The organism is Vibrio coralliilyticus ATCC BAA-450, from assembly GCF_000176135.1.
Classification (GTDB): domain Bacteria; phylum Pseudomonadota; class Gammaproteobacteria; order Enterobacterales; family Vibrionaceae; genus Vibrio; species Vibrio coralliilyticus.
In genome coordinates this window covers 779,540-802,575 of sequence record NZ_ACZN01000016.1, presented here as the reverse complement: position 1 = coordinate 802,575, position 23,036 = coordinate 779,540, and the positions used below count along the sequence as shown (strand labels likewise).

General features: G+C 44.5%; 20 protein-coding genes. 14 read left to right on the top strand and 6 right to left on the bottom strand.

What is annotated here, in order from left to right; genetic code table 11:
• Positions 1–8 precede the first annotated feature (8 nt).
• Together VIC_RS14790 and VIC_RS14785 are read left to right on the top strand one after the other, a co-directional pair.
• Positions 9–1,898, top strand: a complete 1,890-nt coding sequence (locus VIC_RS14790; RefSeq protein ID WP_006960796.1) for a DUF294 nucleotidyltransferase-like domain-containing protein — start codon at positions 9–11, stop codon at positions 1,896–1,898.
• 7 nt (positions 1,899–1,905) lie between these two features.
• Positions 1,906–2,625 (top strand): 3'-5' exonuclease, encoded by a 720-nt coding sequence (locus VIC_RS14785; RefSeq protein ID WP_006960795.1) that lies wholly within the window; start codon positions 1,906–1,908, stop codon positions 2,623–2,625.
• A gap of 69 nt (positions 2,626–2,694) precedes the next feature.
• On the opposite strand, the gene VIC_RS14780 is transcribed toward VIC_RS14785, so the two are convergent.
• Positions 2,695–4,272 (bottom strand): BCCT family transporter, encoded by a 1,578-nt coding sequence (locus VIC_RS14780; protein WP_006960794.1) that lies wholly within the window; start codon positions 4,270–4,272, stop codon positions 2,695–2,697.
• A gap of 413 nt (positions 4,273–4,685) precedes the next feature.
• Here VIC_RS14780 and VIC_RS14775 point away from each other — a divergent pair, with 413 nt between their 5' ends.
• Together VIC_RS14775 and VIC_RS14770 are read left to right on the top strand one after the other, a co-directional pair.
• Positions 4,686–5,162, top strand: a complete 477-nt coding sequence (locus tag VIC_RS14775; protein ID WP_006960793.1) for a MarR family winged helix-turn-helix transcriptional regulator — start codon at positions 4,686–4,688, stop codon at positions 5,160–5,162.
• Positions 5,163–5,240: 78 nt separating this feature from the next.
• The gene (locus VIC_RS14770; RefSeq protein ID WP_006960792.1) at positions 5,241–6,290 is read left to right on the top strand and encodes a GGDEF domain-containing protein; all 1,050 of its coding nucleotides are present in this window, start codon (positions 5,241–5,243) and stop codon (positions 6,288–6,290) included.
• Here VIC_RS14770 and VIC_RS14765 read toward each other — a convergent pair whose 3' ends face one another.
• On the bottom strand, positions 6,291–6,746 hold the full coding sequence (locus VIC_RS14765; protein WP_006960791.1) for an Lrp/AsnC family transcriptional regulator: 456 nt from the start codon (positions 6,744–6,746) through the stop codon (positions 6,291–6,293).
• 143 nt (positions 6,747–6,889) lie between these two features.
• Between VIC_RS14765 and VIC_RS14760 the strand changes: the two genes are divergently transcribed.
• Positions 6,890–7,813 (top strand): DMT family transporter, encoded by a 924-nt coding sequence (locus VIC_RS14760; protein ID WP_201765499.1) that lies wholly within the window; start codon positions 6,890–6,892, stop codon positions 7,811–7,813.
• On the opposite strand, the gene VIC_RS14755 is transcribed toward VIC_RS14760, so the two are convergent.
• Positions 7,806–8,066: a hypothetical protein gene (locus tag VIC_RS14755; RefSeq protein WP_019275165.1), complete on the bottom strand. Its 261-nt coding sequence runs from the start codon at positions 8,064–8,066 to the stop codon at positions 7,806–7,808. The genes VIC_RS14760 and VIC_RS14755 overlap by 8 nt on opposite strands.
• 140 nt (positions 8,067–8,206) lie before the next feature.
• Here VIC_RS14755 and VIC_RS14750 point away from each other — a divergent pair, with 140 nt between their 5' ends.
• Both VIC_RS14750 and emrD read left to right on the top strand, forming a co-directional pair.
• Positions 8,207–8,515: a cysteine-rich CWC family protein gene (locus VIC_RS14750; RefSeq protein WP_080555938.1), complete on the top strand. Its 309-nt coding sequence runs from the start codon at positions 8,207–8,209 to the stop codon at positions 8,513–8,515.
• Between the two features lie 213 nt (positions 8,516–8,728).
• The gene (emrD, locus tag VIC_RS14745; RefSeq protein WP_006960787.1) at positions 8,729–9,934 is read left to right on the top strand and encodes a multidrug efflux MFS transporter EmrD; all 1,206 of its coding nucleotides are present in this window, start codon (positions 8,729–8,731) and stop codon (positions 9,932–9,934) included.
• 69 nt (positions 9,935–10,003) lie between these two features.
• Here emrD and viaA read toward each other — a convergent pair whose 3' ends face one another.
• Together viaA and VIC_RS14735 are read right to left on the bottom strand one after the other, a co-directional pair.
• Complete coding sequence (gene viaA, locus VIC_RS14740; protein ID WP_006960786.1) at positions 10,004–11,449, bottom strand: ATPase RavA stimulator ViaA; 1,446 nt, start codon at positions 11,447–11,449, stop codon at positions 10,004–10,006.
• Positions 11,450–11,460: 11 nt separating this feature from the next.
• Entirely contained in the window at positions 11,461–13,125 is a 1,665-nt protein-coding gene (locus tag VIC_RS14735) for an ATPase RavA domain-containing protein (RefSeq protein WP_006960785.1), read from the bottom strand.
• A 275-nt stretch (positions 13,126–13,400) separates the two neighbouring features.
• On the opposite strand from VIC_RS14735, the gene VIC_RS14730 reads away from it, so the two are divergent.
• The 5 genes from VIC_RS14730 (at position 13,401) to VIC_RS14710 (ending at position 20,011) form a co-directional block, all read left to right on the top strand.
• Positions 13,401–13,925 (top strand): NUDIX hydrolase, encoded by a 525-nt coding sequence (locus VIC_RS14730; protein ID WP_006960784.1) that lies wholly within the window; start codon positions 13,401–13,403, stop codon positions 13,923–13,925.
• 10 nt (positions 13,926–13,935) lie between these two features.
• The gene (ltaE, locus tag VIC_RS14725; RefSeq protein WP_006960783.1) at positions 13,936–14,940 is read left to right on the top strand and encodes a low-specificity L-threonine aldolase; all 1,005 of its coding nucleotides are present in this window, start codon (positions 13,936–13,938) and stop codon (positions 14,938–14,940) included.
• 195 nt (positions 14,941–15,135) lie between these two features.
• Complete coding sequence (locus tag VIC_RS14720) at positions 15,136–15,894, top strand: SDR family oxidoreductase (RefSeq protein WP_006960782.1); 759 nt, start codon at positions 15,136–15,138, stop codon at positions 15,892–15,894.
• A gap of 598 nt (positions 15,895–16,492) precedes the next feature.
• Positions 16,493–19,048 carry a glycosyl hydrolase family 18 protein gene (locus VIC_RS14715; protein WP_006960781.1) on the top strand — a complete coding sequence of 852 codons (2,556 nt, stop codon included), beginning with the start codon at positions 16,493–16,495 and terminating at the stop codon, positions 19,046–19,048.
• A 420-nt stretch (positions 19,049–19,468) separates the two neighbouring features.
• The gene (locus tag VIC_RS14710) at positions 19,469–20,011 is read left to right on the top strand and encodes an outer membrane beta-barrel protein (protein ID WP_006960780.1); all 543 of its coding nucleotides are present in this window, start codon (positions 19,469–19,471) and stop codon (positions 20,009–20,011) included.
• Positions 20,012–20,407: 396 nt separating this feature from the next.
• Here the strand turns inward: VIC_RS14710 and ppiC are convergent, their stop codons facing one another.
• On the bottom strand, positions 20,408–20,686 hold the full coding sequence (ppiC, locus tag VIC_RS14705; RefSeq protein WP_004745652.1) for a peptidylprolyl isomerase PpiC: 279 nt from the start codon (positions 20,684–20,686) through the stop codon (positions 20,408–20,410).
• Positions 20,687–20,880: 194 nt separating this feature from the next.
• On the opposite strand from ppiC, the gene VIC_RS14700 reads away from it, so the two are divergent.
• Both VIC_RS14700 and VIC_RS14695 read left to right on the top strand, forming a co-directional pair.
• Positions 20,881–21,816 (top strand): chemotaxis protein, encoded by a 936-nt coding sequence (locus VIC_RS14700; RefSeq protein WP_006960778.1) that lies wholly within the window; start codon positions 20,881–20,883, stop codon positions 21,814–21,816.
• Positions 21,817–21,981: 165 nt separating this feature from the next.
• On the top strand, positions 21,982–22,998 hold the full coding sequence (locus VIC_RS14695) for a GGDEF domain-containing protein (RefSeq protein ID WP_006960776.1): 1,017 nt from the start codon (positions 21,982–21,984) through the stop codon (positions 22,996–22,998).
• The last annotated feature ends 38 nt before the right edge of the window (positions 22,999–23,036 follow it).

Sequence of the window (23,036 nt, the reverse complement as noted above, 5' to 3'; positions counted from 1 at the left end):
ATGTCTTCATGGAAGCAGAATTACTGGAAATAAAGAATTTCCTCTCTCAGCACCCACCTTTTGATGAGCTCGAAGATGAAGTGCTCAACTTCGTTACCAAGCATGTTGAAATTTCTTATTTTCGTGAGGATACGCCAGTCATCCACTTTGGCGACGAAATCCACGATTTGTACATGGTTCGCAGTGGTGTTGTTGAAGTTTATCGGCGCAAAGGTGAACTCTACAACCGGCTGGATGAAGGTGCGCTGTTCGGGCAAATGGGCCTGCTCACCAATAACAAAGTACGCTTTCCAGCCAAAGCGACCAAAGATACGTTGGTGTACTGCATTCCTGAAGCGGTTTTCCAGGAGCTCTACGACAATCACGAGACCTTTGCAGATTTTGTTGAAGTTGAAGATACCGCACGACTTCGCCAAGCCGTTTCAAGCACCAATGAGCAAAATGATCTGACCACATCCAAAGTACGCACGCTCCTCACCGGTGACGCTCCATTTTTGGAAAAGACAGAAACCATTCAGAATGCAGCGATCAAAATGGCTGAGGAGAATGTCTCTTCACTATTGATCATCGATCCCGACATTCTTGAAGACAACGAAGAAGACAACTCACCACTTGTCGGCATCATCACCGACCGAGATCTGTGCACCCGAGTGTTGGCTGAAGGTCTTGATGCTAACGATGAAGTGTCCAGCGTGATGACAACTGAGGTCATTTCCCTTGACCATAATGCGTACGTTTACGAAGCGATGCTTACCATGCTGCGTTACAACGTACATCACCTTCCTGTTTTAAAAGACAAGAAGCCTATTGGCATCATCGAAGCAACGGACATCGTCCGCTACGAATCCCAAAACTCTCTACTCTTGGTAAGCAGTATCTTCCAGCAGCAATCGATTGAAGAGCTTGCGTCATTGTCAGAACAGGTAAAAGACAGCTTCGTACGATTGGTCAACGAAGATGCGAACTCTCACATGGTCGGCAGTGCCATGTCGGTGATTGGTAAGAGCTTTAAACAACGAATTATTGAACTGGCCGAAGAAGAACTGGGCGAACCCCCTATCCCATACTGCTTTCTCGCTTTAGGCTCTATGGGCCGAGACGAGCAAATTCTGGTCACCGATCAGGATAACGCCATCATTCTCGATAACTCCTATGTCAAGGAAGAGCACGACGACTATTTCTCAGCGCTGGCAAAGAAAATCTGTGATGGATTAAACGAATGCGGTTACACCTATTGTACAGGTGATATCATGGCCACCAATCCAGAATGGCGAATGACCCGAAGCGAATGGGAAGAGTGTTTTGCCGACTGGATTGACGACCCGAACCCGAAGGCCCTATTAAATGCCTCCATCTTCTTTGACCTAGTAGGTGTATACGGACGCCTGAAATGGGCAGAACAACTCAATGGGTTTATTGTCAGACGTTCACGCAAAAATAATCGCTTCCTAGCCTGTCTGGCTCGTAACGCCATGAATCGAACTCCACCACTCGGTTTCTTCAAAGATTTTGTGATGGAGAAAGATGGTCAACATAAAAACTCTATTAACCTCAAGCGTCGCGGCACTGCACCACTTGCCGACTTAATTCGCGTTCACGCATTAGCGGTAGGATCTCGTTCTACCAACTCCTTTGAACGCTTAGATGATATTCACGAAGCCGGCATTTTACCTAAAGGCAAAGCACGCGACTTACGAGACGCGCTTGAGTTTATTTCCATGGTGCGAATTCGTCACCAAGCACTCGATGTAGAGAATCAGATCGAACCGGATAACAATATCGAACCGGAGAACTTATCTGATTTCGAACGACGCAACTTGAAAGATGCTTTCCAAATCCTGAGTAACGCACAGAATTTCCTTAAATTCCGTTACCAAGCCAGCAACAACTTTAAGTAGGTGAACGATGTTCAAAAATATGATGCGTGCACCAGCGATTGATTGGGAAAAGAAGTTTCAGGCGAAACAACAGACTAGCCGAAATGACTCACTCAAGCGTTACTACAGCGCTGGAGTTCCAAGTGCCGATACCAATCTGGAAGATGTGACCTTTCTAGCCATGGATTTTGAAACCACTGGTTTAGATTCAGAGCAAGATGACATCATCACCATTGGAACTGTGCCGTTTAATCTCAACAGGATCTTTATTAATCAAGCTCATCACTGGACGGTACGACCTCGTCAGCAACTGGCTGAAGAATCAGTGATCATTCATGGTATCACCCACAGTGATATTCTCGATGCACCGGACTTATCGGAAGTTTATGATCAAGTCTTGGAGCAGATGGCAGGCAAAATCATGGTGGTGCACTATCAGAGAATTGAGCGAGAGTTTTTTGATCGAGCACTCAAGGATCGAATTAATGAAGGGATTGAGTTTCCTGTCGTCGATACCATGCACCTTGAAACCCTCTACCAACAGCGCCTACACGGCGGAATACTAAATAAAGTGTTAGGTAAGAAGCCGGATTCAGTCCGGTTAGGCGCAAGCCGAGCGCGCTATGGTCTTCCTCCGTACACGCCACATCATGCCTTAACTGATGCGGTCGCCACGGCGGAGTTGTTACAGGCGCAAATCGCCTATCATTATGAACGGTCTACAAAACTCAATCAGATTTGGGTCTGATAAGAAGTAAATCGCGGATACAAAAAAGGGACGAAAATTCGTCCCTTTTTTTCAATTTTACCGTTTCGACTAACGATCGTATTTTTCAGTGCGCATACCCATCAATAGACTGACACACATCATCAACAATACAAAGGTGAACGGTAAGGCAGTTGAAATGGCACCCGCCTGAAGCGCCTGAACCGCTTCAGTACCGCCAACCCATAAAAGAGCAACTGCAATTGCACCTTCCATAAAGGCCCAGAATACACGCTGAAGTACAGGTGCATCGACTTTACCACCAGCAGTAATGCTATCGATAACCAGTGAGCCCGAGTCAGATGACGTGATAAAGAACACCAAAACCAGAATCACCGCGATGATTGATAGAACAGTACCAAAAGGCAGTACGTCAAACATCTGGAACATTGCTAGCGAAACATCCGTCAGCCCGTTTGCACCCAGCTCACCGATGTTGTTAACCACTTGGTCAATCGCAATACCGCCGAATACTGACATCCAAAGTAGCGTTACCGCAGTTGGTACCAACAGAACCGCTGTCATAAATTCACGTACTGTACGACCTTTAGATACGCGTGCGATGAACATACCCACGAATGGCGACCATGAGATCCACCACGCCCAGTAGAATACTGTCCAGCCTTGGAACCAAGCTTCATCTTGACGTCCATGAGGGTTACTTAGCGGGATGATATTCTCGACGTAAGCCATTAGTGTTGTGCCAATATTGCCAAACGCCACCGCATAACCAATCAGAGCAACCAGAATCAGTAGCAAGAATGCTACGATCATGTTGATGTTACTGATAACCTTTACACCACCATCAATACCACGAACTACTGATACGACAGCCAGTAAAGTTACAACCGTAATGACAACGATCTGTAGACCCATACCTGCATCTAGGCCAAATACATGATGGATGCCGCTCGCTGCCTGCTGTGCGCCCAAGCCAAGGGAAGTAGCAAGACCAAACAACGTCGCTAATACCGCTAAGATATCAACAATATGGCCAGCCCAACCCCAAGCACGGTCACCAAGAATTGGATAGAAAATAGAACGGATAGAAAGCGGCAAACCTTTGTTGTAAGCAAAGAACGCTAGAGACAGAGCAACTACACCATAAATAGCCCAAGGGTGAAGGCCCCAGTGGTACATCGTTGCGCCCATCGCCAGTTTCGCAGCTTCGGGTGTGTTGGCTTCAACACCTAACGGTGTTTCAAACCAGCCTGTGTAGTAAGCAACTGGCTCAGCAACACTCCAGAACATCAGACCGATACCCATGCCCGCAGCAAAAAGCATCGATAGCCAAGAGATGAATGAGTAATCAGCCGTCGCATCTTGACCACCAAGACGTATTTTACCCAATGGGCTTACGATTAACGCGAGACAAAAAACAACAAAAATGTTTCCAGACCAGATAAATAGCCAGTCAAAGCTCCCGATAATTTGAAACTTCAAGCCATCCAGCAACGATTTTGCAGACTGCGCATCCATAACCAGCACTGCAAATAGGAATAATCCGATGAATCCGGCACTCACGCCAAATACGGGGTTATGAACATCAAACCCCCACTTCTGTACATTATCTTGTCCGATGGTGTAATCGGTACTATCGATACTGTACTTGTCTATACCTTTAGTCATCTTTCCTCTCTTGATGAATATTCTTCCCTAATCAAGTCTTCAGATAGAAAAATCGTTAGTGATAAAAACAATTTAATCTATATCAAGACTTGATCGACTCAACACCATTGTACGCCTAGATACAGATCATTCCAGTAAATCACTATTATTTGACCACTTTTTGGACGAATACGAATTCAAGAGCCTACTATTCACACAACAATCAACTATCTCTCACCCCATATTCATTTTGACTTCTAAACATTTGAGAACATCACATTTACACAAAAAAGTTTCTTCTCAAATCTCATAACTATTCATTCCCTCACTAATATGAGAAATAAGTATGATATTTATGAGTTTTCAGGCTTCATTTCGAGGGAATTTTCATGTATTTTCTCGCCTCCAAACGCTTCGCTCATTAAGGATTAACATTGGAAAAGCACGAAGAAGTTCTTATCTCTATTCGACAGATTATCCGCGCCATCGATCTGCACTCGAAAAGACTAAGTAAAGAGTCTGGGTTAACAGGCCCGCAACTGATTCTAATGCGCTCAATAAGAGAGCTTGGAGAAGTGACGATTCGAGAGCTTTCTAACCATACTAATATGAGTCAAGCGACTGCAACGACAATATTGGATCGCTTAGAGCGCCAAGAGCTGGTCAAGCGTGTACGCAGCGTTCAAGATAAGCGAAAGGTTCACGCACACCTTACTGAAAAAGGGCTGGCAGTCCTCGACCAAGCGCCAATGCCTTTGCAGCAAAACTTCATCAATAAGTTTCAGCGACTGGAAGAATGGGAACAATCACTGCTTCTTTCTTCGGTGCAACGTATCTCCTCAATGATGAATGCTGAGGATATCGATGTAGCACCTGTACTTGAGCTAGGAAGTATTACTAAGCCAGAATAACCACCCGCACCAGAATTGATTTAGCAACACTTTAGGCTTACTTTTTATAAAGGCGTAAAGGACAGCCAAAGGTGTTGCATGGTGAAAAACGAGACGCTTCAGACCCGACAGAGTGATGCTATCCTCGACATCAGACAACAGAAACAAGTTCTGAAGTTCATCGCCGCTATCACGCTCATTTTCTTTGTTCCACTCGGAATCAAAAATCTTCTCATAGGTGAAACCATGCTCGGCGCTGTATTGCTAGCGTTTGAGATTACCTTGCTTCTTGAAATTGCTGCCATTATCTATAACAAGGTCGGCCTCTTCGGGCATTTTATCCCTTTGGCTCTTCTCGTTACCTCAATCATTATGGCAGTGAACATCTTTGGCACATTGGCCACTTACTGGGTGTTTCCCATCATCATTAGCATTGTATTTCTTCTGCCAGCTCGCACTGCCACTATTGCTAATATCGTGGTATGTCTGGGTTGCACCATTGCCGTATTACCTCATCAGGAATTATCGGAAACCTCTCGCTATGCATTTTCCTTACTCGCGACCGCGGTCATTGTCCATGTGGTTGTGAAAGCGGTCAGACAGCTACAAACCGACCTTCGCTACTTGTTAGTAAGGGATCCTATGACCGGCGCTTACAACAGACACCAATTACAGAGCTCACTTGAGAACATTCGCCAGCTCTATACAACCTCGTCAATAGCGCTTATTGATATCGACAAATTTAAAACGATTAATGACCTCTATGGGCACGATGTCGGTGACCAAGTCATTACGCAGGTGGTAAAAATTATTGATGCCGAAACCGAACACTCAACCATGTTGTTTCGTTTAGGGGGCGATGAGTTTCTTTTGTTGTTCCCTCAAGCCGATCAATATGCCGTTGAATCTTCAATGGAAGCAATCAACCGCGCCGTCAAAGAGAGCGATTATCCACAAGAAGCCAAAGTGACCCTCAGTTCAGGAGTGGCGGAGTCCCAACCCTTTGAAACTATCGAAGATTGGGTCAAACGCGCTGACATTGCACTTTACCAATCAAAAAGCCTGGGGCGCGACCGTGTTTCACTGTTTTCCCAACCAGATCGTGTGGACAATGACAATCAGAGCACTTATCAGCGCGCGTCTCGCTAATTAGTTGAATATGGGCAGTTGTCGAGCTTCTTTGACCTGTCGAATTGCCAAGTGTGTATGGATATCCTTAACATTTTCTAAGCGCTGGATTTTACGTGTAAAGGCTTCGTACCCAGCCAGATCATGACTGACAACTTCCAAAAGGTAATCATAAGCACCAGACACAACGTGGCAACTCACCACTTCCTCCATATCCCGAACAGCTTGCTCGAAGTCATCGATAGAAGAGGCTTGGTGGTTACTTAGGCTGACCTCGACAAATACCGTCATCCCAACCCCAACCTTATCTTTACTTAAGCTTGCACGGTAACTGGCGATCACTCCCTCTTCTTCAAGCCGTTTAATCCTTCGAGCACAAGGGGAAGGTGACAAACCGACTTTGTCGGCAATATCTGCTGTCGACTGACGGGCATCCTTTTGTAACAACATCAAGATGTGTTGATCGATCCTATCCATGGTTCACGCCTCTAAATAGCAACTTTCATTTATAAGTTAGCTGATTCAGCTAATACTCATATTGTTATTAGTTAACTTTGCCATATTTGGTCTTAAGAAACGACTCATAATTACTAACACCAAATTAATATACTAACAACGTTATGATCTCAGGTTACTTGGCAATGGCTGCTACACTGCTGCTCTGGTCTGGCTTTTTTCTTTCACTTCGTGGTGGCGCACATTCGGAGCTCACGACAGCAGATATCGCATTGGCTCGATTTCTCATCCCTTGTATCGTGCTGCTCCCTTTGGTACTTAAATCAATAAAACTCATTCAAAAAGTACCGAAGCGCTACATGCTAGGGATGTTTGTTGGCTGTGGTTTGCCTTATTTGTTTGTTGCTGGGACAGGCATGCAGCTGGCGCCAGTTTCCGACGGCAGCGCGTTAATACCGGGCACACTGCCACTTTTCGTGTCAGGCATTGCGGTAGTGCTATTTCGACAACCGTTAAGCTCTCACCGTATTTTGGGACTTATGCTAGTGCTCGGTGGCATCGCCGCTTTTCTCTTTCAGGGCTTTGGACACTCTGGCAATGGCTTATTGACCGGATACGTTCTGTTCCTGTTGGGGAGCATGATGTGGGCAACGTTTACTATTAGCGCGCGAGTTTCTAATCTGAACCCTTTAGTTGCTGCGGGAGTTATTTCGTTACTCTCGACACTTGGATTAATCACCCTTATCGCCAGTGGCATGCTCAAGAGTCATTTAATCGCGACCAGTGTGGCCGACTGGCCATGGAAAGAACTCGCTGGTCATATCACCCTACAAGGCATTGGTGCGGGTCTGGTTGCTGCATTTACCTATTTACATGCGATTTCAGTATTGGGCGCTGAACGCACCGCTGCGTTTGGTGCTGCAACGCCCGCGATAGCGACGTTACTTGCTATCCCTGTGTTCAATGAACAGCCCACCTTATTGGGATGGTTTGCGCTTGGAATGGTGTGTGTTGGCAGCTTGATCGCCAGTAATATATTTATGAAGCAAGACACTTCTCTGCTGTATCAGCCGCCAAAATTTAAATGATTCGAGGGATCAGCGTTAAACTGGGAACGAGAACACACAGAACGTAAATCTGGCGCGCAAGAGCTTTGTTCTCCATTTTGATAAGGAAGGGAGAAGCGATAAACATAGAAACTAGAACGTGCAGTGCCATATTAGTGACAAACTGTTCGAGTATGAGCGTAAACAGCAACCAAATCCCGATCTGTAGGCGGGAGATACGAATTTTAATTCCTAGCCCTACTATAAAGACTGACGCTGCAAGCGAAGAAATCATCAACAAAACTACTTTTTGATATTAATTATCATTTGCAACAAATACTAGTGGGAATCATTATCAAAAACAACTGATTTTTTGTTGTTACACGCAGAGTCCGGTATAGTCTGCAGCGAAATTTCTTTGCTCGGATGACCATTTTGAAAACCCCATGTATCGCTGCATGCAAAAATAATGGTGGAATATGTAGCGGTTGCCATCGAACCATTGATGAAATCGTCAACTGGCGTCACCTTTCAGATGATGAAAGAGACACCGTTATGGATGCGCTTCAAGGAAGCACCACAAGCCATACCTGCCCTTCCTGTGGTGAGCCAGCCCAATGCGACATCAGCGCGGGTAAAAACACCTGCTGGTGTTTTTCTCTCGAAAAGCGAGATACATCTTCTCTCCCGTCCAATGAATCTTGCTTGTGTAGAAAGTGCCTCAACCAACTACCTCTAGAATAATTATTCGTTCAGTAGCCTCTCAAAATTTGGATTAGTTTATCTAATCCAAATCATAGAAATTAATCTTGCTTAAGATCACACTTTTCAATTGCACGCAAACCAATCTCCTTCTAATATTCTGCGCCTAAACCATCCATTTTTTCTTTATTTAGTTAGGGTTGCATTACACAGCACCTGTGGTTTCGTGCGCTTTAAATTTAGGTATGTCTGAAAATGTCCGCATCATCTCAAGTTATCAAACTGACATTTTTAATTGCAATACTGACCGCGGTAGGTCAGATGACTCAAACCATGTATGTGCCGTCTATCGGTCATATGGCAGATGAGTTTCTTGTGTCACCCGCTGCACTTCAGGCAGTCATGGCGTGTTATCTAATACCATACGGTTTTTCTCAATTTTTCTATGGCCCGCTATCCGATCGTTTAGGCCGGAAACCGATTATTATTGCTGGTTTGCTGATCTATATTGTCGGTGCAATCGTTGCTCTGTTTGCACAACAATTCGAGTGGTTTCTTGCTGGCAGCTTTATCCAGGGACTGGGAATTGGCAGCGGTGGCGCTATGTCGAGAACCCTAACACGAGATGTCTTTTCGGGCAGAGAGCTTCATCAAGTGAACAGCTTGATCAGTATGTGCGTGATTTTTTCTCCACTATTAGCCCCTGTTCTTGGGGGATATCTGACCGAAACCTTAGGCTGGCGCTCTAGCTACATGTTCTTGGCATTGTTTAGCATCGCAGTGGTGATCACCATGATGACCCGATTCGAAGAAACCTTGCCTAAAGCGAGTCGACGCAATGAGTCTGCACTACGTAGCTATGGCTTTGTGCTCTCCAACAAAAGGTTTCAGGGTTATTTAATGTGCCTCGTGGCAACATTCTCTGGTGTGGCCATCTTTGAAGCCGCCGCAGGCGTTCTACTTGGTGGTGTGTTAAAGCTACCAGCAACGACGGTGAGTATGTTATTTGTTTTGCCTATTCCTGGTTACCTCGTCGGCGCTGCGCTGTCTAGCGTCATTGCATCTAGAAGAAGCGAGAAACTTTCGATGATGTTTGGTTTGCTAGCCATCGTACTTGGCTCACTCATTGTACTTGTGCCAGGACTAATGGGACAAACCTCCGCGATGACGTTGGTTGGCGGGGCGACTATCTATTTTTTGGGGGCTGGCGTTCTATTCCCTGCTGCAACCACGGGTGCCTTGTCACCTTTTCCATACCATGCGGGAACCGGAGGAGCCATTCTGGGCGGTATGCAGAATTTAGGTGCAGGCTTAGCCACCCTAGCCGCCTCAGTCATCCCATCGCATGACCAGATGCCAGTGGGTGCATTAATGTTACTCATGTCATTGCTGGCGTTGCTCGGGCTGATTCGTGTATATCACAAGCGCGATCCTTCCAATGAAATGCCTTTGGCAGTCTAACCAGCATAAAAAAGGAGCATGAACTGCTCCTTTTTTATTTAGTCTGATTCGGTTAAGACCAATTAGCCGTTACCATTTTTTCATTATCCTGCCGACCAGATTAGGATGATAAGCCCAGCTGTGGTCAAACATAGACATCAGATCAGGATTGCCATATTTGGATAAGCTAATAGCATGAAAACGGTTCTTACGCTTTTTAAGCTTAGCGACTTTCGCCAGCATTTCATCCGATTGCTTGGGCGCGATAAAGTCAGAAATCACTACCATATCGGCATTTTTGTATCTATCGCCACCCATTAAGTCGATAGACTTCATTAGCACTGGCTCTAAGTCTGTTCCGCCATGAAAACTGTATGTGAGAAAGTCACTCGCTTCTCGTAAACCATCTTGTCTCGTCAGCTCATAGGTGATTTGTTCCGTAGAGAACAAAATAACAAAGCAGTCGCGATCTTCCGCCAGTGCAATCTGCATTAGCGCATACGCCATTGCTTTCGCGCATTGTTCAGGGAAGCCGCTCATCGAGCCTGAAGCATCCACACAAACAATAAAAGGCCCCTTTTCAACATCGACTTGTTTGTTATCTGGCCTATGCGCCTTGACCTTGCGCAACGTACGAGACTTACCCTGCATACGATAATTCATTAAACGTTTATCAACTAAATGCTTATAGAACACGACTTCCAACTCAGGGTAAGCCAAAAACATGGTTTCGTTAGGTAGCAGCTTGTTAAGATCATCGCTTTCATGAATACCAACAATGTCGTCTGTCGCTTCGTCTGACTTTTCCTCGACCATTTGTAGCTCTTCAGCTGGCGCACGATTTAAATCTGGGTCATCAACCTGACCTGCCATGCGGCCCAGCTTTTCCGCGATTTCCTGCAGCCCTTGATTCTTTTTCAGAAACTCAGCATGGCGCTTCATCACGGACAAATCTGTTTTACTCAGCTTAGCCGCTGCCATGTCCCATAAGCGGCCAACGCTGTTTTCATCCCCTTCTTCAGTGACTTTATCCATGTTTTTCATGGTTTCCATTCGCTGATAGAGATCTTTCAAAGCCTTTTCTTTGCTTGCTTCTAGCTCTGTTACCTGAGCCTGACGAATCGCCTCAGATAGGCTTTGATACCACTGATCACAGAAGTAATGTGGGAACATCGGGTTGTTCACCCCTTTGTTCTTTTCCATCAAGCGGCGAGCTTGGAGATAGAATGCTGAGTGCCATTCAAGCTTCTTGATAATATCGGGGATCTGTTCAAAGAATGTTGCTTCATCCCAATGAATGACTTCTTGATAAAGTGCAAGTTCTTGCTGAAATCGCTCTGTTTCACAAACCTTGGTTATGCGTTTTTTTACGCTACCTCGCCACTTAAGCAGATGGTTTTTAACTTTCGTTTTCATCCCTCTGTTTTCAGTGATCGCCATGACTTGAGAACGAGCCATTAGGTCGTTGACCGCAGAGTCTATGATCCCTGAGTCTGCAATCATTAACGCTAGGTTTAAACCGTCAGCTCCTAACATTCATCGCTCCTTTAAGAGAAGAATTGATTTAGGTTTCTAAAACGGAGAACCGTGCGCTCGCATTCGGTTTTTGTCGATTCCAGAACATGCTGAATGTGCTGGAGGCTGGCTTCCATCGCGCGAGGTAAGTCTTGGTCAATAAAACTATGTGGGAGAGCGCCATGAAAGTTAGAACGTACTTTAAGCAGATGATGCTCGGCGTGTTCAAGCTGAGCCAAAGCCTGCTCTGACTTAGTCAGCCAACTTTGATACAGACCGTCGTCGAGACCTTTCCGCGTAACAACAGAAACCAATACCGCGCGATTAGCGATGTCTTTAATGACGAGATTATTGCCAGCATCAATATCAAAACGTAAACGGCACATATTGGTGTTCTGATTCACATACCCGTACACATCTCCATGGCCTTCTTTAATCACGCGCTCCAGTTCATTCTTCGGAACGTAAACCCAGCGGCTGTCGCCTTTCTCAGATTCAGACACTGACATATTGCTTTGCAGTAGCACCAGTTTGACTAGATCAAAGGCGCTACCCACTTTATAGCTTTTTGCATCCGATATGTCATAGCTATGGATTTGTTTCTTTAACAAGCCCGTGGTCGATTCCATAGACAACATAATACCAAATTCAGACTCTAATTCTTCCTGAACTTCCGCTAACTCCTCACGGCATAAGCTGATCTGTTGCTCCACTTCTTGTTGGTCAAAAGCCTGTTTAAGAGCAAACTCTTTCACGACTCGCTGCACCACTTCTCTTGACTCAGGGCTGTTCCATAAGCAGTCTTGCAACAGCAAGAGATCGAGTGGATTGACGCTATCGCGACCATTAAAATAGGCACTTGCTTTAAGCAACTTAACGGCTTTTTTCCAACGGCGGTCTGAGACATACATATCGGTATCAGAGACATCAACACCCATCCCTTCGGTCGCTGATTGCTCTAGCATTTCTTTGAGCTCATAAAGTTTTTCAAATACTTCGTCGCTCAGTTCAAGTTTTTCAAGCTCAGATTGCCACAAATGATACTCTTCATCAGTAATTGCCAAGCCTTCAGGGATTTGTGCTTCCTGCGGCGTACCTACTGTCAGCATCGATTTAAAGTTTTGTTTGTTCTGAATGCGATTAACAAAGATGCGGACTAACATTCGGTCATATAGCGCTTCCAGACCACTGTCTTCATCCGGCAGTTCATTAGATGCTGACACCAACAGACGCATTGGAACACGCTCTACATCACTACCATTTTTGAAGGTCTTTTCATTCACCACCGTCAAAAGCGTGTTGAGAATCGCAGGGCCAGCCTTCCAAATCTCATCCAAGAAGACGACTTGAGCCGTCGGCAAATACCCTTCTGTCAGGCGTAAATAGCGTCCATTATCCTTAAGTTCTTGAATGCTCAGAGGTCCGAACACCTCTTCAGGTGTTGAAAAACGAGTCATCAAGTATTCAAAATAGGAAGAATTGTCGAATGCTTGGATAAGGCGTTTCGCAATGAGGCTTTTTGCGATGCCCGGAGGGCCTAAGAGGAAAACACTTTCACCCGCCAAAGCCGCGAGCAAACACATTTTGATGGTATCTTCACGCTCGTAGACACCATCGGATAAGGCATGAGCCAGTTTGTTAATTCGTTCAGAGAGCAACGCTTTTTGCGAGTGGGAGACTCTGGTAGGGCTAATCATTCTGCGCTCCTCTGACTTCGACCAGAACTGAATATATGTATACTTTTATACATTTGTTATCATTTTGTTACAAGTGCATTTTTTAGTTTTGACCCATCTTTATAACAGAAGCCAGTTTCACGTAACTTGTTGAAATCAAAGTTTGCAATTTTGGGAGACAAGTCACTGGGAGAGTGTCTCATATTTGAGTCACACCCCTTATTAACCTTTTATTCACTATTTGTAGGCTGTAATGTAAGGCCGCATCTCAATTAATGAGTCACGTTAAGAATACTATGGACACACCTTTGAATATTCTACACACTTGGAAGGGTATCTCCCTTCAGGAAGAGCAAACCACACTACCTAATGGTAAAACCATTACTCACACCACGATTTCTCACCCTGGCGCAGCCGTCATATTACCGATAGAAAATAATGGCAATATTATTGTAATTAATCAGTACCGCCCTTCTCTCAAAAAATGGCTACTTGAATTACCGGCTGGTACGATTGAACCTAACGAACCTGTTGAGCTCTGTGCAGTAAGAGAATTAGCAGAAGAGACTGGTTACAGCGCAGAAACCATGATATCTCTAGGGCAAGTCACACCTTTGGCTGGGTTTTGCGACGAGATTCAATATCTGTTTGTCGCAAAAGGCCTGTCCGAGGTAACAAGATTTAATTGCGACGATGATGAAGTCATTGAGGTGTTGTCTCTGCCTGTTAGCGAAATCGAACAAAAGATTATCGAAGGCGAAATCACCGATGCCAAAACGATCGCATGTTTAAGTAAAGCAAAACTGTGTGGATACATATAGGAGAAAGCACATGGATTTCCGTTCGGATACCGTCACCAAACCCACCCAAGCAATGAGACAAGCCATGGCTGACGCGTTAGTCGGTGATGACGTATACGGTGACGACCCGACCGTTAATGAATTAGAAGCGTGGGTTGCAGAGCGCCACGGGTTTGAAGCAGCGCTTTTTACCACATCGGGCACACAGGCAAATTTGCTTGGTTTGATGTCACATTGCGACCGTGGTGACGAATACCTGTGTGGCCAGCAGGCCCACAACTACAAATACGAAGCTGGCGGTGCCGCCGTGTTAGGATCTATTCAACCGCAACCCATCGAAAATAACCCAGATGGTACCCTTGATTTCGACAAACTAAGAGCAGCAATCAAACCAGATGATAGCCATTTTGCTCGAACTAAACTATTAAGCTTAGAGAACACCATCAATGGTAAAGTGCTTCCACTGTCTTACCTCGCACAAGCCCGAGAGTTTGTTGATCAACACGGCCTATCACTCCATCTAGACGGAGCTCGTGCATACAATGCAGCTGTTGCACTCAATGTTGATATTCGAGAAATCGCAAAGCACTTTGACTCGATGACAATCTGCCTGTCAAAAGGCCTTTCTGCACCTATCGGCTCATTACTTCTTGGCAGCAAAGCTTATATCGCTAAGGCTCGCCGATTACGCAAAATGGTCGGTGGTGGTATGCGTCAGGCTGGCATTCTGGCTGCTGCAGGTAAACTGGCGTTGACCGAACAAGTCGAACAGCTGAAAGTTGACCATGCCAACGCAAAACTGCTAGCCACAGAACTGAGTCAACTTCCAGGTTTCCACGTCAACCCTGAGTTCGTTCAGACTAATATTGTATTTGCTAAGCTGGACGACAACGTTGATATCCACGCTATTGCAAATAAATTGAGCGAAGATGGCATTACCGTTTCGCCAGGAAACCCAATACGCTTTGTGACTCATAAAGACGTTTCTGAGACTGACATTAAGTTGCTTGTTGAAAAGCTGAAAGCGTATTTGTAGTTTTAGGCACTACTCAATTTAGAAGCCAGTCACATAAGTGGCTGGCTTTTTCTATAGGTGAGAACATACAAATAAGATTGCTTTCCGTAAAGTACCGAACGATATTATTGTGTCGGATTCTCAGTAAGCAATAAAAAGAATAGTGTTTATCAACATATCCTGAAAACAAACCTGCTAGTACGAAGAACATCTTATATGAAAAATTATCTTATCACTTGTGCGACAGGCGGAATCGCATCTAGCTTAGCTCTCGAGCTCGCTCAAGAGCATTCACTTTTTTTGGCCGCAAGAAATATTTCTAAACTAGATGATATTGTCTCTAGCCATGAGTTTCAGCACCCCGTACAAACGAGTGCACTCGATTTCTTCAGTCCCAGTTCCATTGATGAATGTGCTTTAGCAATCAAAGACTCTGATAAGTTTGATGGTGTGGTGTTCTTTATCCCAAGAATCCCACCTTCCAAAGAAGTGTTTCCTGACGATGAAAAGTGGCAAAAGTATTTCAATAACTACTTTATTTCGCCCCTGCGTTTGCTTCGTCAGATTGTCGAGCAAGATAAGTTGAAGGAGAGAGCTTCCATCGTTTTCGTTTCAGGAATCAGCTCCAAAGCCGCACTTCCACACTACTCAATAAACAATTGCTTACGCAGCGCTTGGGTCGGACAAGCGAAAACCATGGCGTTGTCACTGGCCGAGAAAGGTATATCCGTTAATACCCTCTCCCTTGGTGGTGTAATGACTCAAAGCTATACGCAGAAGATGGAGCAAAAAGCTCTCGACCAGAATCTATCGTTTGAAGAACTGATGGAGAACGAAGTGTCTAATATCCCACTTAGAAAATACGCATCGGTAACAGATGTCATTGATGGTATTTTAGCGCTGCTCGGGCCCATCGCTAACCACATGACAGGTCAAAACATCGTGCTGGACGGCGGTTTTAATCGAGCTTATTGACCCCTTCAATATCGTTCCATAGGCTTCGAGTTACTCAACTATTCAAATCAGCGAGAAACATAAATCGTTCTCGCTGACTCACACTTCAAGCTTGCTTAATCCACAAGAAGGACGAACACGTCATGATGTGCCCTACTCAAATTAAATAAAACTGCCACTATGCCATGTTATTTTATGATGATTTACAGTTAATGACTGGCCAAGAACCGTCGAACAAATCAAACTACAAGCAGTTTAATACAGTCATTTAGCAACACCATTAAGCTATTAATAAGTTTAAAGTTAAATAGACCTATTTCTTTGATGTCTATTAAGCTATATAACCACTCCGCCAAAGCCGTCAAAACTCCACCATCCATTTTTAACAATATTAGCGAGAATAATAGAGCTTTAATTCTATTTCGGACTGCCACCTAGTTTAGGGAAAGTCCAATAATCAATTATGAAATAATATTAATTGCCACCATTAGTTCCATATTGAAAAATTGCCTTTTTAACCTTTTTTAAAGCCCTTCTAGATTAAATTAGTCTGCTAAATAAGTTCCCATTGAAATTATTTTCAGGCTTGAACATAGGGTTGAATTAAAGGAAAAGAACAATGGATAAGAATAAAAGTCGTCAGTTTGGTAAGAGAGGCATACTGAAACCTCTATCTTTAGTGATTGCACTCAGTCTAGGTACGGCCAGTGTCAATGTGCAGGCGGCTCCCTCTGCAGCAGCATTAGACTGGAACATGACCAGTGTAAAAAGCCAATCATTTGTTGAGATTAACGGAGAAGCAGGCCAACAGTCATACAAGAAAACCGTGGTGAGGCATGAACAAGTTACCTTTCCTGTTGAGTGGGATGTTTGGTACAACGGTGGGACGCCAGCAACCGAGTGGCAAGTCAGGCTTAACAATGAAGTGATCTTTTCTGCCCCAATTAATGGTCCTACAGGATCTGCTTTTTCTGGAGATACGCAAGTACAGATAGATGAAGCAGGCCAATATGATATGACTGTCAACATATGTGATGCTGACGGGGAGTGTTCGACTTCTCCCGTGCACCAAATTACGGTGACGGATACTGACGGCAAAGGCATGGCACCGCTGGTTATGAATGTCGACAGCAATAACCAATCTTTCCCTCCACAACCAGACGGCACAGTTGTGGGTACCTATTTTGTCGAATGGAGCCAGTATGATCGCAAATTCACGGTTGATAACATTCCAGCCGACAATCTGACACACATCATCTACGGATTTGTGCCTATCTGTGGTCCAAATGAATCATTAACCGATCAAAACTCGCAAAGAGCACTTCAACTAGCTTGTGGCGATTCTCAAGACTACGAAGTCGTCGTTCATGATCAATGGGGCGCTTTTGGCTCTAGCCTACCAGGCACTGCCGATTCTTCGATTAAAGGAACATACGGTCAGATGATGGCATTAAAACAACGCTACCCTGATCTGAAAATTCTCCCGTCTATCGGTGGTTGGACGCTGTCCGACCCCTTCTTCGGATTCACCGACAAAAAGAATCGCGATACCTTCGTCGCATCTGTCAAAGAATTCCTTCTTACTTGGAAGTTCTATGACGGCGTTGACATTGACTGGGAATACCCTGGTGGTACAGGAGCAAACCCAGACTTAGGTGACCCAGAAAAAGATGGCCAAGCGTACGTTGATTTGATGAAAGAGCTACGCCAAATGCTTGATACTCTGTCCGCTGAAACTGGGAGAACGTATGAGCTGACCTCAGCTATTGGGGCGGGATGGGATAAAATCGAAGACGTACACTACCCAGATGCAACTCAGTACATGGATTACCTCTTTGTCATGACTTATGACTTCTACGGGGCGTGGGATAACAACCTTGGTCATCAAGCTGCTCTATACTGTGGTTCGCACATCACAGCAGCTCAGTGTGAAGGAACATTAACACCTGATGACGGCCCAGAATACACTACGGATAACGGCGTAAAAGAACTGCTCAAGCAAGGTGTATCTCCAAGCAAGCTCGTATTAGGTGCTGCAATGTATGGTCGCGGCTGGAGCGGTGTCACTCGAGATAGTATGACGGATACATCCAATCCTATTACTGGCGTTGGCAACGGCCCAATTGTTGGCAGCTGGGAGGCTGGCGTGATCGACTACAAAGACATCGTCACGGACTACCTAGGTAAATCTGGTGTTGAACAATTCTACGACGAGCCAGCAAAAGCTCCTTACCTCTATAAAGAGTCTACCGGTGAAGTGATCACCTATGATGATGCTCGTTCTGTTGAAGCAAAAGCAGCTTATGTGCGCTCTCAAGGGTTTGCGGGCTTGTTCTCATGGGAGATCGATGGAGACAACGGCGATATCCTCAATGCCATGCAACGTGGGCTACTTGAAGGTGGAGAGCCGGGCAACCAACCGCCAGTCGCCGACGCGGGTGATGACATCGTTGTCAACACTGCTCAAGTTGTTCAGCTTGATGGTTCAGGCTCGCGTGACAATGATGGCAGTATCGTTTCCTACAAATGGGAACAGATTGCCGGCAATGATCTTAACATCGGCGATGCAGACAAAGCTGTTGCAACTGTTTCTATTCCGGATACAGGCGCAAATGACACCTATAGCTTTAAACTAACTGTGAAGGATGATGAAAATGCAACCTCATATGACACAGTTAACGTCAAAGCCGAATTTGGCAGCGAGCCAGAAAACACACCACCTGTCGCTGATATCAGTGGTCCTACTCAAGCGGAAGCTGGCGACAATGTTGTTTTAGATGCATCAGGTAGCTCTGATGCAGACGGTGACAACTTAACCTATAGCTGGTCTTCCTCTGACGTTACGCTTAATGAGAATGGCAACAGTGCAAGCTTTATTGCCCCTGAGTTTACGCAAGATACCAATGTTCTAGTTTCAGTGACTGTTTCTGATGGAACTGACTCTGACACTGCAAGTCTCTCAATTCTTGTCAAAGCCAAAGGTGATGGTGGTAACCCGGGAGAATACCCTCAATATGTTGAAGGTACTGCATATGAGGCTGGTGACCGCGTAACTAACGCAGGAAACAGCTACGAGTGTAAACCTCACCCATACACAGGATGGTGTGCAGGAGAAGCATGGGCCTACGCACCGGGTACAGGGCTTTACTGGGACCAAGCCTGGACCGAACTATAATTCACTAGATCCAAAACACCCCGCCAGTGCGGGGTGTTTTTTAAGTGCGGTAAAAACCTGAGTCCTATTATACCTAATTTTAGACCACAGTTTAGAAGCTACTCCTATATTACGCATCGGACAACTCTCTAATCTTACTTTGCCATTCAATACACCGAGTGCGAGCCTCCGCCGCCCCCTTTAGAAAGAACCAATGATTCCTGAATGATAACTGAAAACATATCAATAATTGATGGTGTTGAAGGTTATATTCATCTCCAATTATATCCACACATTTTGCAATACTTTTTAATGGTTTTTTATCGATTGAGCAATTGCTCTATATAATCACACCCACTATATTGAACACCGTTTTATTGTGTATCTGGCGCATGGAGATCGCTAGATTTATTCAGAGGGAAGCTTTTTAAGTAAGAAGTTATGTCTAAACTAAAATCAGCTCTGGCAGTATCTATTCTTTCACTCTCTTTTGGCACAACTGCTGATGAAACTAAGTCTTTTATTGAGTTTGGCTACACAAATATTGACGCTGGTACAGCCGATGGTAATGGCCTTAACATCAAAGGTGGTACTGGTCTTCATAAGAACGTTGATTTCATCGCTGCGTTCTACCACGCAAGCTCTAGCGAGAACATTAATGGTGTCGGTTACAATGCAGACCTATTTAATTACACAGGTGGTATTCGCCTAAAAACGGCTTTCCAAGTAAATGAGTATTTATCAGTAGAACCATTCTTACCTCTTGGCATGATGTACTCAACCGGTGATGTTTTATCTAACGGCTACACACAATCAGCAAATAGCGTAATTCCATACTACGGTCTGGGTACTTCAGTTATTGTTAAGGATGAAGTGTATTTCAACCTTGAGTTTCTAAGGTACGACTACGAACACGGTATACACGGTAGCGTTGTATACGCAGATCCTACACAAGTTAGCCTTAGCTTCGGTTTCCGGTTCTAAACGATAGCAATGATGAAGAAATCACTAGTATTACTCGCCCTACTGTCTGTGTATGGCTAAACATTAGCTCAACCGATAGTTCAACCACTGATAAAGATGATCTGGATAAAGACAACCTTCCAGACATTGGTATTAAGGATATTCCTTACGTAGATCAATAAGATAATGGTTACGGTATTATTGAGCATACTCCAATTACTGACGTAACTAAGCCAGAAACAAATCCAATCAATAGGTTTGTTTCTGGCGAAACTGACAGTAACACCGTATGGCTACATGAGCCAATCAACGGATTTGTAAAGCTTAAACAGTTAGAGCTTTCACCATGCCCCCCCCTTAATAATCTGGAGGTTACACGGTTATGTACTTACTTTTTTGAGAGGAATAAAAGTTATGCTAAGTTCGATATAGCACCTTTACTACATGCCAACCAAATTTGGTTTTCACTAAGTGTGGTACTAGCGTTTCTCCGCTAAAGCAGACTTTATCGAACTGAGGAACCATCTGACCTTTGCGAAACTCACCTAAATCACCACCCTTTTTACCAGATGGACATGTGGAGTATTTTTTTGCCAGAGTCTGAAACTTCGCACCTTTCTTCAACTGCTTGATGATGTCTTCAGCCTGTTCTTTATGCTTTACCAAAATGTGTAAAGCTGCCGCTGTATTTGCCATGTCAAAATCTCAATGTATTGGGCCTATCTGAGGGCGCATATTGTAACGAAATAGCACGGAATCACCATCCTATTAACTAAATATCCACACAAACTATCAAAGAATCTGACTTAATTGACCTATCTTAATTGATTCGAACCGTAGATGCGTTACCATCTCATATTATAAAGTATCAAATTTGAGAAACGCCCGTCATGGCAAAAACAATCAGTAAAGCAAATCAGTCTCAAGGCATGTTGATGTTCACGCTAACTCGCAGTGAACAGCTATTTGCGATTGGTACACTAAAGGTTCGTGAGATTGTCCCTTATCAACCGACAACTCAAATTCCTTACTCACATCACCATGTAATTGGTACAGTCACCATTCGTGATAAAACCATCCCTGTGATTAATATGCCTGCCGCTATTGGTTTTAGACCAATCCAGCCAGAAGAATACGATTCTTGCTATCTAATCGTCACCGATTGTCTGAGAACCGTTGTTGCCTTCATGGTGCGTTCGATTGAGAAAATCATCGAATGTGACTGGCGCTCTATTGAGCCTTCCCCTCAATCAGCAGGTAGCAATGTTTTCGTTACGGGTATCACGCGATTCGAAGAACAGATTGTACAGATGCTCGATGTAGAGCTCCTTTTGTCGAAAATTTACCCTCAATATGAATCTACTAAGATTCCGATGTTGACCGATATCGAACGAGAGCGGCTCAAAGCACTGAGTATTTTACTCGTTGATGACTCCTCTATTGCAAGAAAACAACTCGCCGATGCACTCGATAGTATTAATATTTCTTATCAGATCCGAAACAATGGCATTGAAGCGCTTGAACTGATGCGAGAAGAAGCGGAACGAGGCAAGCCAATTCAACTTCTTGTTAGCGATATTGAAATGCCTGGATTGGACGGTTATGAGTTGGCGTTTGAAACCCAGAGTGAACAGCAACTCAGTAATACCTACATCATTCTTCACACTTCATTATCGAGTGAAATTTGTGTCGACAGAGCTCGTCAGGTTGGCGCACATGAGGCTCTTGAGAAGTTTAATGCAGGTGACTTAATTAAGGCTATGCTGAGAGGTGCGGCCATGCTCGAATCAGGAAGCACAAAAGAACGAATTGAAGTCGCAGTGTAATACCGAAAGTTAAGCGTTCTGGACTTTAGTATGATGAACTTTGTTGCGGTAAGTTCATCAATTCTATTAAATATTCAAATTTTATTGACATTAACTCAAGCATCTCAGGTGTAAATCCGCTAATCTTAAGTTAATCGGTAGTTAACGTAGAATTCTTATAATCAGATGACAGAAGACGATTTTAAAAAATCGACCGCTAACTTAAAAAAAGCTGTCCCACTTATGATGCAAAACCACGTAGCCGCAACGCCAGCCAATTACGCGTTGTGGTATACCTACGTGGAGAATGCCATTCCTCAAATGAACCGTGAGCTCGAGACCATTCTGGAGAACTACGGCATATGCCCACCAGCAGCAGGTGAGCAACTTTATAATAATTATGTCGCTGCCAGAGCAGAAACTGACATCAAAGATCTGCGGGCCAACATTGAAGTGCTGGTTGGGCAAGTAGCCTCTTCGATGACAGATACATTGGCCGATACATCTCACTTTTCTAAGGTAATAGACAAAAGTTTTGAAAACCTTGAAAAAGTTGACGATGAAGCCATGTCTATCGACGAAGTGATGAAAGTCATTCGTCAGTTAGTGGCTGAATCTAAAGAGATCCGACACTCAACTAACTTTTTGAATAACCAGCTCGAAACGGCAACCGAAGAAATTCAGCGACTCAAAACGCAACTTGCTGAAGTCCAACAAGACGCCTTGTTTGATGGATTAACTAGCCTATATAACCGTCGTTCATTCGATAATGATTTGGACACGCTGTGCCGCTCAGAACAGAAAATTTGCCTGATTCTAGCCGATATCGATCACTTCAAGAGCTACAACGACACTTATGGTCATCTATTTGGGGATGCTGTGATTAAAGGCATCGCTAAGCGCCTTCAGATTAGTAGCCGTGATGGTATCCATGCCTACCGCTTCGGCGGTGAAGAGTTCGCATTGATTATGCCCAACAAGCAATTGAGAATCGCCCGTCAATTTGCAGAGAGTCTACGTCGTTCAGTAGAAAAACTGTCGATTAAAGACAGACGCTCTGGCAAGCAAGTGGGTAATATCACCGCTTCATTTGGTGTAGCCGAATTGCAACCGGGTGAAATGCCTAACTCGATCATTGAGCGAGCGGATAAGCTTCTCTATGAAGCAAAACAACTCGGGCGCAACCGAGTAATGCCACTTTAACCTATAAAAAGAGCTCCTAACAATTAGGAGCTCTTTTT

Excerpts from the sequence above, each read along its gene's own strand:
- VIC_RS14790 (WP_006960796.1), top strand. The coding sequence starts at position 9 with ATGGAAGCAGAATTACTGGAAATAAAGAATTTCCTCTCTCAGCACCCA.
- VIC_RS14785 (WP_006960795.1), top strand. The coding sequence starts at position 1,906 with ATGTTCAAAAATATGATGCGTGCACCAGCGATTGATTGGGAAAAGAAG.
- VIC_RS14780 (WP_006960794.1), bottom strand. The coding sequence starts at position 4,272 with ATGACTAAAGGTATAGACAAGTACAGTATCGATAGTACCGATTACACC.
- VIC_RS14770 (WP_006960792.1), top strand. The coding sequence starts at position 5,241 with ATGGTGAAAAACGAGACGCTTCAGACCCGACAGAGTGATGCTATCCTC.
- VIC_RS14765 (WP_006960791.1), bottom strand. The coding sequence starts at position 6,746 with ATGGATAGGATCGATCAACACATCTTGATGTTGTTACAAAAGGATGCC.
- VIC_RS14760 (WP_201765499.1), top strand. The coding sequence starts at position 6,890 with ATGATCTCAGGTTACTTGGCAATGGCTGCTACACTGCTGCTCTGGTCT.
- VIC_RS14755 (WP_019275165.1), bottom strand. The coding sequence starts at position 8,066 with ATGATTTCTTCGCTTGCAGCGTCAGTCTTTATAGTAGGGCTAGGAATT.
- emrD (WP_006960787.1), top strand. The coding sequence starts at position 8,729 with ATGTCCGCATCATCTCAAGTTATCAAACTGACATTTTTAATTGCAATA.
- viaA (WP_006960786.1), bottom strand. The coding sequence starts at position 11,449 with ATGTTAGGAGCTGACGGTTTAAACCTAGCGTTAATGATTGCAGACTCA.
- VIC_RS14735 (WP_006960785.1), bottom strand. The coding sequence starts at position 13,125 with ATGATTAGCCCTACCAGAGTCTCCCACTCGCAAAAAGCGTTGCTCTCT.
- VIC_RS14730 (WP_006960784.1), top strand. The coding sequence starts at position 13,401 with ATGGACACACCTTTGAATATTCTACACACTTGGAAGGGTATCTCCCTT.
- ltaE (WP_006960783.1), top strand. The coding sequence starts at position 13,936 with ATGGATTTCCGTTCGGATACCGTCACCAAACCCACCCAAGCAATGAGA.
- VIC_RS14720 (WP_006960782.1), top strand. The coding sequence starts at position 15,136 with ATGAAAAATTATCTTATCACTTGTGCGACAGGCGGAATCGCATCTAGC.
- VIC_RS14715 (WP_006960781.1), top strand. The coding sequence starts at position 16,493 with ATGGATAAGAATAAAAGTCGTCAGTTTGGTAAGAGAGGCATACTGAAA.
- VIC_RS14710 (WP_006960780.1), top strand. The coding sequence starts at position 19,469 with ATGTCTAAACTAAAATCAGCTCTGGCAGTATCTATTCTTTCACTCTCT.
- ppiC (WP_004745652.1), bottom strand. The coding sequence starts at position 20,686 with ATGGCAAATACAGCGGCAGCTTTACACATTTTGGTAAAGCATAAAGAA.
- VIC_RS14700 (WP_006960778.1), top strand. The coding sequence starts at position 20,881 with ATGGCAAAAACAATCAGTAAAGCAAATCAGTCTCAAGGCATGTTGATG.
- VIC_RS14695 (WP_006960776.1), top strand. The coding sequence starts at position 21,982 with ATGACAGAAGACGATTTTAAAAAATCGACCGCTAACTTAAAAAAAGCT.